Genomic DNA, 16,567 nt, shown 5'->3' on the forward strand with positions numbered 1-16,567 from the left:
TGTTAAGCGCACAAAAAGCACCGGACCCGGTGCTTTTTGTGTTTGATTTTGGATTTTCCCTGCTTAAATACACTATTTATTATTCCTTGTATACGATCGGATTCTAAAATTCAAATTTCACTCCGGTCAGCTCTTCACTTAACTGCCAAAGCTTCCGTGCTGCTTCCGGATCAATCGCCCATGGACGAACACCGTATCCTTTGCTGCTGTCGGCTGGAACTGCTTCGGCGATATCAACATCCTCACAATATACGCCTCCCCTTCCATTCAGAGCCGGGCTTGTAGCACACCATACAGATGTGGCTGCTCCTTGTTTAATCGTCTTGAACTGGTCTCCCCGTTCTTTTTTGCGCAGGTTGATTAAGCTGATTACACAGGATGTATTCATGAGGCTTAGTACGATTGTATTCAGACTCTTTTTCAGGAATGAAGATTTGCCGCTTATGCTGTATCTGCCTATCCCTGTGGACGGAATTAACCCGGGGTGAACGGAAAAGGCTCGTACGCCATGACTCAGTCCCAATCTGTCCAGCTCGAGCGCGAACAGAATATTGGCGGATTTCGATTGAGCGTAAGCCTTCCACTTGTCATACTCCGAATGAACAAAGTTCGGATCATCGAAGAGCACTCCGCCGAGTCGCTGGGCTCTTGAAGAAACGGAAATGACTCTGGCATTTCCAGACTTTTTCAATGCAGGCCAAAGCCTCGCTGTTAAATGAAAGTGTCCCAGGTGATTTGTTGCGAATTGAGCCTCGTACCCCCTCTGATCCCTCATGAGTGGTGAAGCCATAATGCCTGCACTATTAATCAGGTAGTGAAGCGGTCTTCCGGAAGACAAGAAACGTTCTGCGAATGCATCAATAGACTTCGGATCCATCAGATCCAGTACTTCCAGTTCTGCATGGGGCATCCCCTTGATCGCATCTCTCGCTTTATCCAGTGAACGGGCAGGCACAATTACAGTTGCACCTGCTTCTGCCAGTACCCGCGCTGTCTCAAGTCCAATCCCGGAATACCCTCCGGTTACAATGGCAATTTTACCTTGAAGATCCTGCCCTCCGAGTACCTGCTTCGCAGTTGCACGTCCGTTGAATCCGGAATGGATCGGGGCTTGAATGGTCTTTCTAACAGTATCTTTGTTCATTGAAGAATGTCCTCCATATGTGTGATAAGATCTTTTAAATTTGCAATCCAACTGGTGGGATCAATATAGTAGTAATTCTTAGTAGTTACCTTATACATATTAACGATTCCGGCCTCCCTTAATATTTTCAGATGATGGGATACTGCGGGTCTTGAAAGATGGGTCTGCGCCGTAATATCGCCCACCCGCACACCGTCGCAGCCTGCAGCCATAATGGTGATGAGGATCTGCTGGCGCGTCTCATCACCAATGGCAGCCAGTACCTGCGTACAATTCTTGAAATCTGATGTGACTTTATATAATTTCTCGCTAGCGATCATAAGTGAAATGCTCCTTTACCAATGGTTTAAACGTTTGAACCGAACTCAGCATAGCATATGGATTTTCACTTCGCATTATCGGGAAAGAAAATGAAGACGAAGCATTACAGGCAGACAATAATTGCGCACAAAAAAGGCTGATCCGCCTTAGGCAAGATCAACCTGATAATGAATATCAAAACTTAGGTTCTATTCCAATTCCGCTGGTTTTACGATATTTGCTACTTTATTGTGATTGGAGTAGACAGCTACAGTTTTCGTAGTATATGTATTTTTTTCGGCGTCCTTAACCAATGTATAGTTTAGATCTACAGTAAGTTTTTCTGTCTGCCAGGTCTTGGAATTGGCATACAGCTTCCACGTCACAGTCTTAGGTTGAACCGTTGCACCCGCTTCCAGGTTATCTCTGTCATAAAGCTGGATAAGTGCTTTAGCCGCATTGGGTTCGGTTATTGTGAACTGAAGAACCGTTTGTGTTCCAGCATTGGTAACTTTCATGAATTTCTTATAATTTTTAACCGAATCTAGTACGGAACCGGGATCAAATTGGCTTTTACTATAGAGTGTATCCCAATCTTCTTGTTCCATTGGAAGCCAATATTGTGCCTCGGGGTCAAAAAGCTCTTCCCCGCTCTCAGCGGATTCGGGATCAGCGGTCGCTTCTTCAGCTTGACTATTAATAAAGCCGCCATCTACCAGTTGATAAAACTCCTTATCATTGGCGAACAGCCCAAACGTCAAATCTAGTGATTTGGCATATGCGGAACCTGATGCGACAAATTTAGGCAGGCGATTAATATCCAGATCCATAGAGCCCGTGTCGTTGGAGGTCATTCCTCCGCTCTGCAGAGTTACTGTCTCGTTCATCTTCCAGTGAAAGCTCTTGAGCGTCTTCGAAGTTGCTGTCAGTTTAGCGATCATCTGGTCAACTGTAGGTGGCTTAACCGTAGCCGCGGACATCACATCCGGTGAAATTACTAAACCACTCGCCCCGGATAGAATTACAGCCCCCGCAAGCAATCCTGTGCATACCGATTTCAAAACCTTCTTCATGTCGTTTCCCCTTTCGGATCTCGCGATGTGTAACACCAAAAGGACACTGCCCATAAAAATAGCCCCGAATAGAGTTGTATCCTTCGGAGCGTTCTTTATTAAATATGCTACCCCTTTGGCGGCCTGGCGATCATTGCCTCTACTCTTTAGTGGCTTTAGACCCATGGCTTTGTGTCATCATCTTTCGATGATTTTACCTTTAACGCGGATATTTGATTAAGTATAAGCCTCAATGACCTATGTACTTAATATACTTTAACATGCTTAAATATCCATGTAAACCCGATTTTCCCAGTTTATCTACTAGAGTGCAAATCTTTAATATACCAGGCATCACAGGCGAAATGCTCTGATCCTGCGAGTGGTTCATCCAGTGACACAAACCCTTGTTTCGAGTAGAACCGGTTGGCAGCCTGCATTGTCTGCAAGGTCTCCAAATAACATTGCTGATAATGCACCTTGGCAAATTCCAGTGCAATTTCAAGCAGGTCTGAAGCAATTCCGGTTCCCCTGATGCTGCTGGATAAGTACATCTTTTGCAATTCACATACCTCATCCGAATCGGCAAAAGGAGCAATGCCACACCCGCCGAGCACAACACCCTCTTCTTCCACAATCCAATAAGCACGCTGCGGCTCTTCGTTATAATAATGGTACAAATCACTCAGGCTTGGGTCCGCCCAGGCCAGTCCTTCCCGGTTGCCTCCGAATTCAATTAAGCAGGTACGGATAATTTGTTCGATGGGACCATTGTCCTTCTGTTGTATAGCTCTAATATTCACAATTGAACTCTCCCCTCCCGGTTCTCCGGATAATATTCCGCTATTATAACATGCCCGGAAGCAGCAGTTCGCTCTTTTTAGTATATTATTCCTCTTTGAGGGTAAACTTCTAGAAATCATTCACTTGCTTAAGGATTGAGGAGGATCGAGCGATGGAATTATTCGTTCATAGACTGGAGAAACACTTTACTAATGATGATGATTTCTTTGTACTCAACGACTATTTGGCAGGAAAACCCGTTGTCTTCATCGGCTTTGATTCTTTAGTGGATATGGTCCGTACGAAACATAGTCTGCAGACGTACGCTCAGACCTTAAAGGTTACCGGGGTTAATGAATTCAAAACAGTACTAGGACACGTTGTAGACATTGACCATATGGAGGAGGCACTCTCCGCAATTATCGAGGGAAAACTAATTATTTATTTTGACAATGATGCAAGTTATGTGATCATGAATCCCACTTCACAAGAGCTGGACCGTGCGGTAGAAACTCCTATTAACGAAAATGTACTACAGGGCACGATCACTTCTTTTACGGATAATATCAACATCAATATTGGAATTTTACGCAAGCAGGTGCATACGGATAAAATCCGGGTTCGTACGTATACGGTCGGCAGCCGTGAGACAACTCAAATTCATCTTATATATTACGAGGGACGGGCTGACATGAATTTAGTCCGTAAGATCAAGAAACAGATTGAGAAGAATAAAGACCAGCAAATCGATAACCTCCAGCAATTATCCAGTAAATTGATGGGGTTCCGGTCGTTGAATATGATAGCCAATTACAATCAGACAGAGCTTCCGCAGGAAGCGGCGAATTTCCTGAGACAAGGCAGAGCGATTTTATTTATTGATCGTCTTCCTCTGGCTATAGTACTTCCCAATCTCTTATGGGACGTTTTTATTCTGGACAGTGACAAGAACTTCCCGCTCCCGATTATGATCTTTCAAAGGTTGCTTCGAGTGATTGGAGTGTTATTAACTCTCGTTCTTCCGGGGATGTATGTTGCGCTTGTATCCGTGAACCCGGAGGTCCTCCGTATTGAACTCGCTTTATCTATCGCCCAGACGCGTGAAGGCATTCCCTATCCGGCGCTGGTCGAAATCATTATTATGCTGATCATTCTGGAATTGATTATTGAAGCGAGCATTAGGCTGCCAAAGAACATCGGACCCACTATAACTATGGTAGGAGGCATTATTCTGGGACAAGCCGTCGTTCAGGCGAAGCTGGTCAGCAATCTGCTTATTATTATCCTGGCAGGTACCACCATCGCGAATTCAACCATTGTTGGGCTACAGCAATCCTTTGCCCTGCGAATCTCAAAGTATGTAATTGTGATTTTAGCCTCGATATACGGAATTTTTGGCATTATGGCGGGCCTGGTACTGGTTTTTGCCTATTTATCCGGGTTAAGCACTTTCGGTATTCCCTATACGGGCTTTATGCGTATCAAGGAAGAGGTGTCGAATGGATAGAACCTGGCAGGTGGCACTCATGTATTTTACAACCCACCTGGGTCTGATTTTCCTTTTGTATCCGGGTAATATTATTTCAAGCACACAGGATGGCCACTGGCTTCCGATTATGATTGGATTTGGCATTCATATTCTTGCGATTACCTTTTATCTTAAAGGTCTGGAATTTCTGGGGAATAAGGATATGATCACACTGTTTCTGGAGTCCGGAAAAGGAATGTCATTAATGATTTTGCTTCCAGTCGCCCTATATTCACTGATGATTTGCATCATTACGGTCCGTGCCTACTCGGAGATTATGACGATCGTATTCCTGTCGAGCACGCCATTATGGGCCGTCATGGTTCTGTTTCTGATCATTTCAACCTATATTGCCTTTAAAGGCATGGGCTCCATGCTGCGGACCAGTGTGTTAATCGTATGTTTATGCCTTCCGGTGATCGTGTCATTCACCAGCGCCTCTTTTCAAAATATCGACTGGAGGTACATCTTCCCATTAGTTGATAACGTTTTATTTTTAAAAGAACGCGAATACTTTGAGAGCTTTTTTGCCTTTGCAGGAGGGTTTCTGTTTCTAGGTTTTGTTCAGCCCTTCGGCACCTTCCGCAGCCGTGGTATTTACATTGCCTCACTGGCACTGTTGCCCTTCTTACTTCTGTCCGTGTATATTCCCGTCCTGACCTTTGGTCAAGCTACGGCGTCCACCTTTCATTTCCCTTATATCGTGGCGCTCGATACCATTTATATTCCCTGGCTGATGTTCGACCGGATCACCATCTTCTTCTTCCTCTGCCTGATCATGTTCACGATGCTCTTTCTATCCGTTGTTCTTTGGTCGACCATGAGAGTGATCCATCGGAGCTTCCCTGTTTTGAAGCCGTCGTATATCCTTCTGGTTATTGCAATATTTGTGTTCATGATATGTTTGACGATCCCAGCATGGGAGGATATTGAGGAGATCTTTTGGTGGAATACCTATCTTCGCTTCTATATCTTATTTACTGTTCCGGTATCTACTTTCGTATTCGGGAAACGGTATAAAAGGAAGGTTACTCGCAATGCTGTGGATTCATAGAACGATTAAGGCTGTAGCCTTAATCTGCCTCTTGGGTGTGCTCACCAGCTGCTGGGACAATAGAGATATCAATCATCGTTCACTGCCGGTAGTGATGGGTATTTCCTATCATAGCGGCTTATACAAGGTCGTTCTGCAGATTCCAGAGCCACTTCAGGACGGCATTAATCTAAGGATATTGACACAGACAGGTCGGACAATAAATCAAGCTGTTGATTTAATGAGCGAGCGAATGGAGAGTCAAATTGACCTTCTGCATCTAAAAGTAATTATGATTGAACAAGAATACGCCAAGCGCGGCCTGAGTGACAGTGTTACCAGTTTTATGCGGGCCCGTGATATATCACCCAAGACGCTGGTGGTTATTTGCGATGAGGATTTGGATGAATTCTTTGACCGTGTTCAGAAGACAATGGCTCCCAAGGGAACAACACTGTACGATTGTTTCGAGAAAAATGCCGGCTGGAATCCCCAAATGGCTCTAACCCGTTTATGGCAAGTATACCGAAGTATTCACTCATTCACCCGGGATGTGGCCATTCCAATCTATAAGTTCGGAGCGAGCGGTACTGTTGATTATATCGGCTCTGCCATAATAAAAAATGGAAAAATGGTGGACAGACTCACTCCGAATGAGACCTTATTGTTCAATTCAGTCAACGGGGTAAGTGCGCAGGGCAAAATTGAGGTGATGAACAACGCCAGTGTTCTGATCTTAAATAACACGGTGAGTCATCGCAGTAAAATGGTCGGAGGCACTCCTCATCTGGAGATTACCATAACGCTCAAATTGTCAGTCCTTGAGACCAAAGGGTCGACTACTTCGAAGATGATCGGAGATAACCTGAAGGAGGTTCTCACCAAACGGTTAAACAATTTATTAGCGAAGATAAAAAAAAGTGAAGCTGATATTCTTGGTGTGGGACAGTATTTCAGAAACAAAATGCCAAGAACAGAGCTACGTCACTGGAGAACTGAATACTTGCCTAGACTTGAGCTTGATTTGAAAGTAAATCCAATCATCCAGAATGAAGGAAACTTGAAGCTCCCGCAGGATTGAAACTGCCACTATACAAAAAGGCTAACCTGCATCGGTTAGCCTTCGTAATATTCTTCTTTGGATTCGTTCTTAATTGCTAATTACAGGGGTTAGCACCGTTTGTGAGACAAAGTGAATATTATTGTTCTCGCTTCCGTCGTTCCCCCAGCTCCACACGGAACCGTCACTTTTGAGTCCTATGGTGTAATGAGACGTGGTGAACAAGTTCTTCCATGGCCCTTTCCCTTCAACAGGGGTAGGTTTTGTCAGATTCTGTACTGTGCCGTTCCCCAGTTGTCCATAGTCATTGTCTCCCCAAGAATACAGACTTCCGTCTTTCCTCAAGTCGAAGGCCCCTCCGGTTGTCGTCCAAATGTTCACCCAATCTTTGGTTTTGGATATTAAGGTAGCAGGTACTGAGCTCGAATAATAAGTAATTCCGTCCGAGAATCCAGCACCCCATTGCCATAAAGATCCTCCTTTACGGATTCCGACACCCGCAGAGTCTCCTATCTTGGCCATCACCCAGTCCGAATAATTCCCTACTTTGGTGAGGGTTGTTACCTTGGGGCTAGTTTTAGCAGATAGTCCAAGCTGACCCAGCCGGTTATCGCCCAGTCCCCAAAGTGTTCCGTTCTTTTGAATGGCGATAACGGAGCTGTCAGATAAACTAAAGGACTGCCAGGTAGAATTTGTACTGAGCTTGACCGGCTCATACAGTTGATCTCGGGTAGAGTTCTTCATTAGCATTTGCCAGGAATCCCTGCCCCAGAACCATAAGGAACCGTCTTTTCTCAAACCGATTGCATAGCCCAGAGTGCCGACCTCAACTGACTGCCAGTAGGTTCCTTTCTGAAAGGGTTCCAGAGCCAGAGTTTTTGACAGCCGCATTCCACTGGGCGCCCGGTCCCCGGAACGGTAGGTCCATAAGCTGCCGTCTCTTTTGATGGCATATAATTCTTCACGGTTCCCCTCAATTGAAATCCAGTCGTGATCCATTCCTAGTCGCTTATCCGTATTCCCCTGATATTCGTTACGGATCCACAGGCTTCCATCTTTATGGAGTGTATAAACGATCCAGTCAGCGAAGACGATATCTGCAACATCATCATTTAGAACCTCAGGTTCATACTTGGAGTCCGACTGTCCATTCCCCAATTGCCCCCAAGTATTGTCTCCATAGGTCCAAGGTACACCTTTCTCATCCAAGGCTACTCCGAAGGTGGTCCCTTCATCTACGAATGTCATATTCTCCGGACACTGCATCATCTGATATTCATCATACCCGACATCCCATTTCCACACAGAACCTTCCGAATCCAGAATCACGGAGGCAAATTCTCCGGACAACTGGATAGCCCGCCCGGTTTCCTCAACTTCCTTCAAAAGGATATCTCCCGACGTATCCATATTCACTGTCCACACGGAACCATTCTTCTTACGGACAACCGAGTAAAAGCTTGCAGCAATCTGATCGAAGTCCCGGTCATTACTTAACCTCGTGAGGTGTTCAACCCCCTGGGTAGTGGGCACAATGTCCCCTAACCCCCACAAGCTGCCGTCTTTCTTCAGGGCAAGCAGGCCAGAACTGCCTACAGATACCTCTGTCCAATCCTTATCATTATTCAGCTTTCCATTCGAGATTTCACCAGGAAGCACATTCAGGCCGAACTGCCACAGGCTGCCGTCCTTACGAATTGCCGCCATCCCGCCATCTCCAGCGGATATTTTCACCCAATCGTTGTCCTTTCCGAATCGTGAAGGCGTATTGCGGTTAATGACATTCGGCTCATAATTAATGTAGGCATTTTTATTATTAGTGCCCCACATCCATAGACTTCCATCTTTCTTAAGAGCTGCGGAGAACTTATCCCCTGCGGCGGCATACACCCAGTTATGTTCAGTTCCTACCTGAACCGGAGTCGTGCGGGAGATGAACGTTCCGTCACCAAGCTCCCCTGTACTGTTATCTCCCCAGGACCATAAAGACCCGTCTACGCCAACTGCCAGTGCATGTCCATAACCTGCGGAGACCTGCACGATCCTTGGCATCTTAGCAGACTGAGCCTTGATTGTTGTTAAAGGACACAAGCCCGAGCCGATCAACAAGATAACCAGCACTACGAGAGCAATTGCTCTCTTTCTGATATGAACCATATGAACCCCCATAAGTATGTCTTCAATACGATTATGTACTCTTGTTCACACAACACTTACATATTAACCCAAGACAAATTAAACCGTAACTGTTTTTTTATGAAAGGATACCTCTAATCACTTTATATACAAAAAACCCGCGCCTTAGCGCGGATTTAATATAGCTTCAAGTATTGCATAGCTAAGCTATACTTGAAGGATCTCAACGGCAAGAGGTGACAATGCATTTGTTTGATCCAGATAGATAAACGCATTGTACCGCATCGGAATAACCGTCGGCACATAATTGCCACGCTCCCGTTCAGGATGATATACAACACCAATGGCCCGGTGCCCGACCATCGTCTCATCCAGTCCCGGCGACTCCTGATCAAATAAGAGCAGCTTGTCCTCCGCTCCATCCCGGTGCAGAAGCTCCTCCCAGCTGTTCTTCAGTGCAGGCGGTACATTCATGATCTCATAAGCTGCCCCACGTTGATCATGTCTTCACCCGCCATATCAGTTGCTCTAGCATCTCCGATATGCGTATTGTGCTCCCAGACCAGTGCGCGTGCTTCCTCTCCGTGGAATTCCATCATCTTCTCCAGTGCGGACTGTACATGTCAATGCCAAAGAAACCAACCTTCTCGGAATCACTTTTAACCGCATTATAGCTACGGAGCCATTCGGCCAGCTCCAGAATCTCATGGTTAGCCCACATCCAGATGGGCCAGCGGTTGAAATCGTACAAGGCTTCCCTCGCGCTGGCAGCGGCACCAGCATAACCTTTAACGTAACGGTTTAGGGTATAGCAGGACGACCAATCGCTAAATCATGACTCATACAAGTTTGCTCCTCTCAGTTGTCTGTTTCGGCTTGGACTTCTCTCCGTATTGGCAGTTGCTTCACGTATTTATCCGACAATTTCATCCATTTCTTAATATAGTCGTAATCCGATTTAAAAGGGGTAATATCCTCAATGTTCTGCAGAGTTCGAATGGAGGTAGCCTTACCGTCCTCGAATCCATTTTTACCGGGTATAAAGAGGATGTCATTATTAAAAAAGGTTCCCGTCGGCATATAATAGCGCATACCAATCACGTTGTGGCTGGTATTCAATAAGTCTTGTCCAAATGCAGTAAACCCTTCACGCTTCAGGTCGATACCCATAATATTCGCAAGTGTTGGCAAAATATCAATTTGTCCTCCTGTCTGCTCAACGATTACCCCCTGCCGCTCCCCCGGGATGTGGATTATGAGTGGTACATTGAAGGTACTGATTTGCTTATGATATGTAATTCCTAAAGTTTCACTAATCTTCTTAGGATTAAATTTCTTCTTGTGAAGACCATAATGATCCCCATAAAAGACAACTACACTGTTATCCCACAATCCGGTTGTTTTAAGCTTATCCATAAACGTTCCAAGAGCGTAATCAGTATAGTTAACCGCCGTAAGATAATCTCCAAGAGGAGTTCCACTTAATTTCGGATTCAGCTTCAGTCGCCTGCTCTGCTTAGGTATTGAAAAGGGAGCATGGCTGGACACTGTAATAAACTGGGCATAAAACTTCTTGTGATGTTTATGGAGTGTCTTCATTTTATTAATGCCTACCCTGTACAACGCCTCGTCTGAAGCCCCAAACCGGTTAAACTTGGCAACTGGAAAATACGGCTTATCATAGTAAGAATCAAAACCAAGCGCTGGATACATTAGATTCCGGTCCCAAAAGCTCACATCATTCACATGGAAAGTGTCTGCGTGATACCCTCTTGGATGAAGCAGTTTAGCCATACTTGGTAACTCACGGTTACCATACTTAGTTGACATTGCCGACGCTCCCACCGGGTAAATGGAGGTATTGCTCATGAATTCAGCGTCTGAAGTATTCCCGCTGCCTATCTGCTGAAATATGTATGGAAAATATAAACCTTCGGTTGCCAGCTTGTTCATAACAGGAGTTAACTCCTGCCCGTCAACGGAAGTATTCAGCACAAAATTCTGAAACGATTCAAGCTGAACCACAATAAGATTATATCCTGCACCGGCAGCGAAGTAGTTTCTATTTCGACCAATTACAAAAGGAACACCATGGTTTTGATTCCATATGGCTGTTATTTTATTGGCAGAGTATTCATAATATCCTGAGAAAATGAGGAGTAAAGTGATTAGTAGAACAAGGGCTCTTCGTATGGATTTATGTGTGGTAGATGGATTCATAACCGAGGAATTCGCTCCTTTAACCAGCATTCTGTGCTTATTGTGGTTCGTTCCTCCGGATTTATGCGCGAGTATAAACAGACAAGCTGGAAGCTGAAAAAAATGACCCTAGTAAGGGCCACAACGAAGTTCATCTTCCGCAGACAGGTTACTGTAATAATTGCTCGGAGTATTTGAAGCACTGGGATAACACTGTATTTAAAATCTCCTGGTTATATTTCTGCGCCCGCCAATTAGCGTTCAGTATTTTATGTGCCCATGCCAAGGCAGTTGTGTCTGTTGACCCGTCATCAATAATCACTAACTCAAAGTCCCGGTAAGTCTGCTGCAGAATACTATAAATTTCCTCTTCTATAAAAGATTCCACGTTGTATACAGGCATCAGGATTGATACTCTAGCCAATGGTCAAACACCACCTGTCGTAATTTCTTCTAGTTTAATTTATTCGCAAAATTATGAACTGTCAGGTATAAATGACTCCAGTATGTGAAAATAGGTTATATTGTCCAGACCCTTTCTCTCTAAGATTAATTTAATAATAGTAAATTAGTCGGGGAGGGATTTCGTTTGAATTTCAGTGAGATCAAGGGCTCATACGACGTTATCTTCAGCTTAGGCCATAACTGCCTTCCAGCAGATCAGTTATCCCGTTATATGTTAAGAAAAATTGGCGGTGTGCTGGATTGGGTGGAATCGCCGATTCTTGCAGGTGTCAGCAATCTACTGCGCAATAGATTTTCACACTATATGGAACTCCCGAATCTGAGTGTTACGGGTATCAATGATCAAGCCGGTTGTTATATCGTGCGGGATGCTGCCTACTATATTTTTTCCCATCATGATTTCCCGCTTTCTGAGAATACGTCGGAACAGTTAAACAGCTACCCTGAGCTTCGGGAGAAAATAAACCGCCGTGTTCCTCGTTTCATGGAGACTCTAAAGAATACGGCCAAGATCCTTTTTATACGCACGGAGGCCACGATCCATGAAACGGCTGAGCTGTTAACTGTGCTGGACAGCATGGTTCAGGGAGAATTCAACCTGCTCGTTATTAATCACGCACCGGTACCCGGGATCGTTGAGACGCCATGGCCTTTCCACAATGTGTGTGCTCTTCAGATTCCTAATGTTCCGGATATGTTCCATGATAATGACTATATATGGCGGGGATTGTTGAACGCTTTTACGCTCCGGTAATTAATAATAGCCAGCTCATGTTTCGCATTCCTTCCGAAAATAAAAACAGACCTCCGGGCGATTTGCCTGGAGGTCTGTTCAAATTCACTTAATTATTTAAGAACCGGATCCATTTCTCTTAATAAAGATAGCTGATTTAATAAATAATTAGATTTCATTTCGCAATTATCGAACTCGTATTATAATGTTCCATACATATCAAACAGCATTCAAGAAGGAGATTATACATTGTCTGATACACATAATTATAAAGTTCCTACTTCGCCAGAGAACTTCAACCACCTTAAAGCTGACTGTACAGAATGCTTCGGTTTATGCTGCGCGGCTCTTCCTTTCTCGGAATCCATCGATTTCGCCATTAATAAAGAAGCAGGTCAGCCTTGCCCGCATTTGCAAACTAATTTCCGGTGCGGGCAGCACCAGGAACTGAGGGAGCTAGGCTTTCGGGGTTGTACCGTGTACGACTGCTTCGGTGCAGGACAGAAGGTTTCTCGTTATACCTATGACGGGGTAGATTGGCTGACGGCACCGGATAAGGCCAAAGAAATGTTCGAAGTATTTCCTGTCATGCGCCAGCTGCATGAACTGCTCTGGTACCTTAACGAAGCTTTAATTCATACAGCGGCTTATTCTCTTCAAAAAGAACTCCAGAGTGCTCTAGAGCATACACAGCAGCTCACTCTTCAACAGCCGGAAACTCTTCTTAGTCTGGATGTGAACGCACACCGTGCAGAAGTGAATAAGCTGCTGCTCCGTACCAGTGAACTGGTGCGCAACGAAGCGGAGACTATTTCAACACCAGCGGCAGACCGACGGAAATCTTATTCACGGGGAGCCGATCTTATCGGCGCCAAGCTTAAACGAGCCGACCTAAGGGGTGCCAATTTAAGAGGAGCCTTTCTAATTGCAGCCGATTTAAGAGAAGCTGATTTGCGGATGGCTGATTTAATTGGAGCCGACTTCAGGGATGCTGATATCAGGGGTGCAGACCTCAGAGGAAGTATATTTCTTACCCAATTCCAGGTGAATGCTGCGATCGGCGATTCCAATACACAACTGCCCCCATTGCTGGAATATCCTTCACACTGGCAACAGAATTAATTATTCGAATAATTAAAAAAACAGGAGGCCTGATTGGGCCTCCTGTCTTCATCTTAATATGAGCGAATTAGCATCATTTCAGAAGCTTTAATTCATGCAGACGGTCGAAGATGATCCGGCTGACTTCGGAAACACGGTCACGATCGACATAACCGAGCCAAGCCATTTCCTCGATTTCCGATGCCGGGCGAAGCTCCCCAGTGAAATCGGCTGTGAAGCAAGTCATCTGCACTTTAATATCTTCCGTTTTGCCATGTGCACCGGCTTCGAATACTCCAAATAAGGAAGCCGTCTCTGGCCGGATAGCTACGGACAACTCCTCTTCAATCTCCCGTACCAGTGTCTCCACGTCACTCTCACCCGGCTCTCTCTTCCCTCCAGGTAAATAATAAGTTTCTTGTCCTTTCGAACGTGCGCTTAATATCCGTCCATCCACGATGTGAATCCAGGCAACCTTATCAATTCTTGTTGCCATTACAGATTCAGACTCTTCATGGATGCTTCTGGATAACGGTTGCCGACAGCAGCACCCTTAGGAGCCACTTCATCAATCATTTCCAGCTCCTCTGAAGTAAGCTGAATAGCGAGTGCTCCGAGATTCTCCTCCAGATAGACCGTACGTTTCGTCCCCGGGATTGGAACAATATCGTTACCTTGCGCGAGCAGCCAGGCAAGTGCCAATTGAGACGGTTTGCAGCCTTTCGATGCGGCCAGCTCTTCGACTCGCGCCACAAGCTCCAAATTCTTGTTGAAATTCTCTCCCTGAAACCGCGGAGAGAACCGGCGGTAATCGCCCTCCTCCAAGTCTTCAAACTTGCGAATTTGTCCAGTAAGGAATCCGCGGCCCAAAGGACTATACGGTACAAACCCGATACCCAATTCACGACAAAGCGGGAGAATTTCATCCTCTACATCCCGGCTCCAAAGCGAATATTCAGTTTGCAGCGCGGTAATGGGATGTACTGCTGCTGCACGGCGAATGGTTTCAGGACCTGCTTCCGACATCCCCAGATACCGGACCTTGCCTTCTTTGACCAACTGGGCCATCGCACCAATTGTCTCCTCAATAGGTGTATTGGCATCCACCCGATGCTGATAATACAGGTCGATATGGTCAACACCAAGTCGAAGCAGGCTGGCTTCACAAGCCGCCTTCACATATTCTGGACGCCCGTTAATCCCGAGTGGTTTCCCGTCTTTATCACGGACATTACCGAATTTGGTAGCCAAGATTACTTCATTCCTGCGGCCCTTGATAGCCCGTCCTACTAATTCTTCATTTCTGCCCATGCCATACATATCTGCGGTATCCAGAAATGTAACGCCAAGCTCAAATGCCCTGTCAAGCGTGTGGAGAGATTCCGCTTCATCACTGTCCCCGTAAAATTCCGACATACCCATACAGCCTAGTCCCAGCGCGGATACTTGCAAGTTGCTCTGACCTAAAATGCGTTGTTCCAAGTACATTACCGCCTCTCTTAACTACGAAATATAGATATCATACCCCTTGAAGCGCACTCTAACGCAAGCATTTTTTCAGGATGAGCCCACACCAATAATCGGGGTCCCATAGAACACGAAAGCCCCGATTCTACAACTAAGCTTAACCGGCCAGAGCTTCTTCCGTAATCTGCCTGATATTAATCGACGAGATTGTTTCTTCATCCACCATGTCAGGCAGGATTTCCTCCAGAAAGTAATCGACACATTTTAAATGGATATTCTTTATCTTGATCAATGCGTTGCGGTACATAACGACAAACTCTTTCTCAGTGTTACCCCTTTGTAGCTCGGCAAAAGCTTCATACACCTGGTCGAGCTTATCTGCCACTTCCAAAATCAGCCCTTCCACGGAGTCATCTTTACCTTCCCGTAATTGATTATAGAAGATGCTTTTGAATTCATCGGGAATATGTTCATCAATAAAATGGTGAACCATCCCTTCTTCCACCTGCTGAATGAGAGAGCGAAGCTCCATCGAATAATGTTTAACCGGGGTTTTGATATCACCGATGAAGATCTCACCATAGTCATGACTGCTTGTGATCTCATAAAGCTTTTTCCAGTCTATAACTTGGCCATGCTTCTCTTCGATGTCGGCAAGTGTTTTGGCGTATTGTACTACCTTCCAGGAGTGGGCAGCCACGCTATGTTCTTCGAACTTGAACTTTCCCGGACAGCGGATAATTCGTTCCAACTCATTCAATGAGCGAAAATATTTATGGATTCCCATGGCTTCAGCTTCCTTTTAAAGTTCATAAATTTTGTAGGTTTTGTTTACAGTATAGATTGCTAGTGTAAAATGTGGATTAACTAGATATAAAGCTGTTCATTACGCAATTGCTGGAGGCAGACAGAGAATGACTTTTTCAATTAGAACGTACACACAATGGGATGAGAACGTATGGACAGAAACAGAGCCGATTTATCAGGAAGCTTTTCCTCATGGAGCGAAGCCGGTACATATTCTACGGAACATCGTGGAGAGCGGTATCGGACAACTGCATGGAGGTTACCTTGGGGATGAGCTAGTTGCGATGGCTGTAACGGGAATAACAAGAGGCATTCATGGCACTCTGCTGATTATTGACTATATGGCTGTGAGGGAGGATCTGCGTGGAAGTGGTCTCGGACGTACTTTTCTGGAGATGCTCTCCACATGGGGGAATAACAAGTGTAACCTGCAAGGTATTCTTATTGAAGTTGAAGCCGGAGACAGTGAAGAACATCAGGAGCGGGTCAAGTTTTGGGAACGCTGCGGATTTATATTAACAGAGTATATTCACCAGTATATTTGGGTGCCGGAGCCCTATCAGGCCATGGTTCTGCCGCTTGGAGAGAAACTTAGCATTGAGGATGGCGGCGAGTCTCTTTTCCGGTATATCAGCTCTTTTCATCAACAGTCGTTCCGGCAGCATTAGAAACGTATATCAGGATTAGACAAAACGAAGACCCTGCAGGCAACCTACAGAGTCCTCTAAAGGTGAGAAGTGTTTTAATTATGCAAGTAAT

The 16,567-nt window shown here is 45.3% G+C and carries 16 protein-coding genes, 2 pseudogenes and 1 riboswitch; of the genes and pseudogenes, 6 read left to right on the top strand and 12 right to left on the bottom strand.

Annotated features, from left to right (window positions below; genetic code table 11):
• Nucleotides 1–103: 103 nt before the first annotated feature.
• The 4 genes from ACAN55_RS14900 to ACAN55_RS14915 form a co-directional block, all read right to left on the bottom strand.
• Nucleotides 104–1,144 carry an SDR family NAD(P)-dependent oxidoreductase gene (locus tag ACAN55_RS14900; RefSeq protein ID WP_379134171.1) on the bottom strand — a complete coding sequence of 347 codons (1,041 nt, stop codon included), beginning with the start codon at nt 1,142–1,144 and terminating at the stop codon, nt 104–106.
• On the bottom strand, nt 1,141–1,464 hold the full coding sequence (locus ACAN55_RS14905) for an ArsR/SmtB family transcription factor (protein ID WP_379134175.1): 324 nt from the start codon (nt 1,462–1,464) through the stop codon (nt 1,141–1,143). Before ACAN55_RS14905 ends, ACAN55_RS14900 begins: the two co-directional genes overlap by 4 nt.
• 189 nt (nt 1,465–1,653) lie before the next feature.
• Nucleotides 1,654–2,517: a DUF6612 family protein gene (locus tag ACAN55_RS14910; protein ID WP_379134178.1), complete on the bottom strand. Its 864-nt coding sequence runs from the start codon at nt 2,515–2,517 to the stop codon at nt 1,654–1,656.
• Between the two features lie 114 nt (nt 2,518–2,631).
• Nucleotides 2,632–2,725, bottom strand: a riboswitch (cyclic di-GMP riboswitch).
• A gap of 88 nt (nt 2,726–2,813) precedes the next feature.
• On the bottom strand, nt 2,814–3,299 hold the full coding sequence (locus tag ACAN55_RS14915) for a GNAT family N-acetyltransferase (protein WP_379134181.1): 486 nt from the start codon (nt 3,297–3,299) through the stop codon (nt 2,814–2,816).
• A 152-nt stretch (nt 3,300–3,451) separates the two neighbouring features.
• On the opposite strand from ACAN55_RS14915, the gene ACAN55_RS14920 reads away from it, so the two are divergent.
• Genes ACAN55_RS14920 through ACAN55_RS14930 form a run of 3 tightly spaced genes read left to right on the top strand, consistent with a single transcriptional unit; the run spans nt 3,452 to nt 6,921 of the window.
• Complete coding sequence (locus tag ACAN55_RS14920) at nt 3,452–4,786, top strand: spore germination protein (protein ID WP_379134184.1); 1,335 nt, start codon at nt 3,452–3,454, stop codon at nt 4,784–4,786.
• Entirely contained in the window at nt 4,779–5,861 is a 1,083-nt protein-coding gene (locus tag ACAN55_RS14925) for a GerAB/ArcD/ProY family transporter (protein ID WP_379134187.1), read from the top strand. Before ACAN55_RS14920 ends, ACAN55_RS14925 begins: the two co-directional genes overlap by 8 nt.
• The gene (locus tag ACAN55_RS14930; protein WP_379134190.1) at nt 5,845–6,921 is read left to right on the top strand and encodes a Ger(x)C family spore germination protein; all 1,077 of its coding nucleotides are present in this window, start codon (nt 5,845–5,847) and stop codon (nt 6,919–6,921) included. Before ACAN55_RS14925 ends, ACAN55_RS14930 begins: the two co-directional genes overlap by 17 nt.
• Before the next feature lie 69 nt (nt 6,922–6,990).
• Here ACAN55_RS14930 and ACAN55_RS14935 read toward each other — a convergent pair whose 3' ends face one another.
• The 5 genes and pseudogenes from ACAN55_RS14935 to ACAN55_RS14955 form a co-directional block, all read right to left on the bottom strand.
• Nucleotides 6,991–9,057: an RCC1 domain-containing protein gene (locus tag ACAN55_RS14935; RefSeq protein WP_379134193.1), complete on the bottom strand. Its 2,067-nt coding sequence runs from the start codon at nt 9,055–9,057 to the stop codon at nt 6,991–6,993.
• A gap of 186 nt (nt 9,058–9,243) precedes the next feature.
• Nucleotides 9,244–9,635: pseudogene (locus ACAN55_RS14940) on the bottom strand (erythromycin esterase family protein).
• Nucleotides 9,632–9,805 (bottom strand): annotated as a pseudogene (locus ACAN55_RS14945) (erythromycin esterase family protein); the annotation flags it as partial. The pseudogenes ACAN55_RS14940 and ACAN55_RS14945, both read right to left, overlap by 4 nt.
• A gap of 89 nt (nt 9,806–9,894) precedes the next feature.
• Nucleotides 9,895–11,256, bottom strand: coding sequence for an LTA synthase family protein (locus ACAN55_RS14950; RefSeq protein ID WP_379134196.1), 1,362 nt, complete (start codon nt 11,254–11,256; stop codon nt 9,895–9,897).
• 148 nt (nt 11,257–11,404) lie between these two features.
• Nucleotides 11,405–11,659, bottom strand: coding sequence for a glycosyltransferase family 2 protein (locus tag ACAN55_RS14955; protein WP_379134198.1), 255 nt, complete (start codon nt 11,657–11,659; stop codon nt 11,405–11,407).
• 165 nt (nt 11,660–11,824) lie between these two features.
• Between ACAN55_RS14955 and ACAN55_RS14960 the strand changes: the two genes are divergently transcribed.
• Entirely contained in the window at nt 11,825–12,454 is a 630-nt protein-coding gene (locus tag ACAN55_RS14960) for a DUF1796 family putative cysteine peptidase (protein ID WP_379134201.1), read from the top strand.
• A gap of 228 nt (nt 12,455–12,682) precedes the next feature.
• Nucleotides 12,683–13,555, top strand: coding sequence for a pentapeptide repeat-containing protein (locus ACAN55_RS14965; RefSeq protein ID WP_379134204.1), 873 nt, complete (start codon nt 12,683–12,685; stop codon nt 13,553–13,555).
• A 73-nt stretch (nt 13,556–13,628) separates the two neighbouring features.
• On the opposite strand, the gene ACAN55_RS14970 is transcribed toward ACAN55_RS14965, so the two are convergent.
• The 3 genes from ACAN55_RS14970 to ACAN55_RS14980 form a co-directional block, all read right to left on the bottom strand.
• Nucleotides 13,629–14,030: an NUDIX hydrolase gene (locus ACAN55_RS14970; RefSeq protein WP_379134207.1), complete on the bottom strand. Its 402-nt coding sequence runs from the start codon at nt 14,028–14,030 to the stop codon at nt 13,629–13,631.
• Complete coding sequence (locus ACAN55_RS14975; protein WP_379134210.1) at nt 14,030–15,016, bottom strand: aldo/keto reductase; 987 nt, start codon at nt 15,014–15,016, stop codon at nt 14,030–14,032. Before ACAN55_RS14975 ends, ACAN55_RS14970 begins: the two co-directional genes overlap by 1 nt.
• Nucleotides 15,017–15,158: 142 nt before the next feature.
• On the bottom strand, nt 15,159–15,788 hold the full coding sequence (locus ACAN55_RS14980; protein WP_379134213.1) for a YfbR-like 5'-deoxynucleotidase: 630 nt from the start codon (nt 15,786–15,788) through the stop codon (nt 15,159–15,161).
• A 127-nt stretch (nt 15,789–15,915) separates the two neighbouring features.
• Here ACAN55_RS14980 and ACAN55_RS14985 point away from each other — a divergent pair, with 127 nt between their 5' ends.
• Nucleotides 15,916–16,476 (top strand): GNAT family N-acetyltransferase, encoded by a 561-nt coding sequence (locus ACAN55_RS14985; protein ID WP_379134216.1) that lies wholly within the window; start codon nt 15,916–15,918, stop codon nt 16,474–16,476.
• Nucleotides 16,477–16,567 lie beyond the last annotated feature (91 nt).

Origin of the sequence: Paenibacillus oryziterrae, assembly GCF_042610485.1 — a bacterium.
In the GTDB taxonomy this organism is placed as follows: Bacteria; Bacillota; Bacilli; order Paenibacillales; family Paenibacillaceae; genus Paenibacillus_AQ.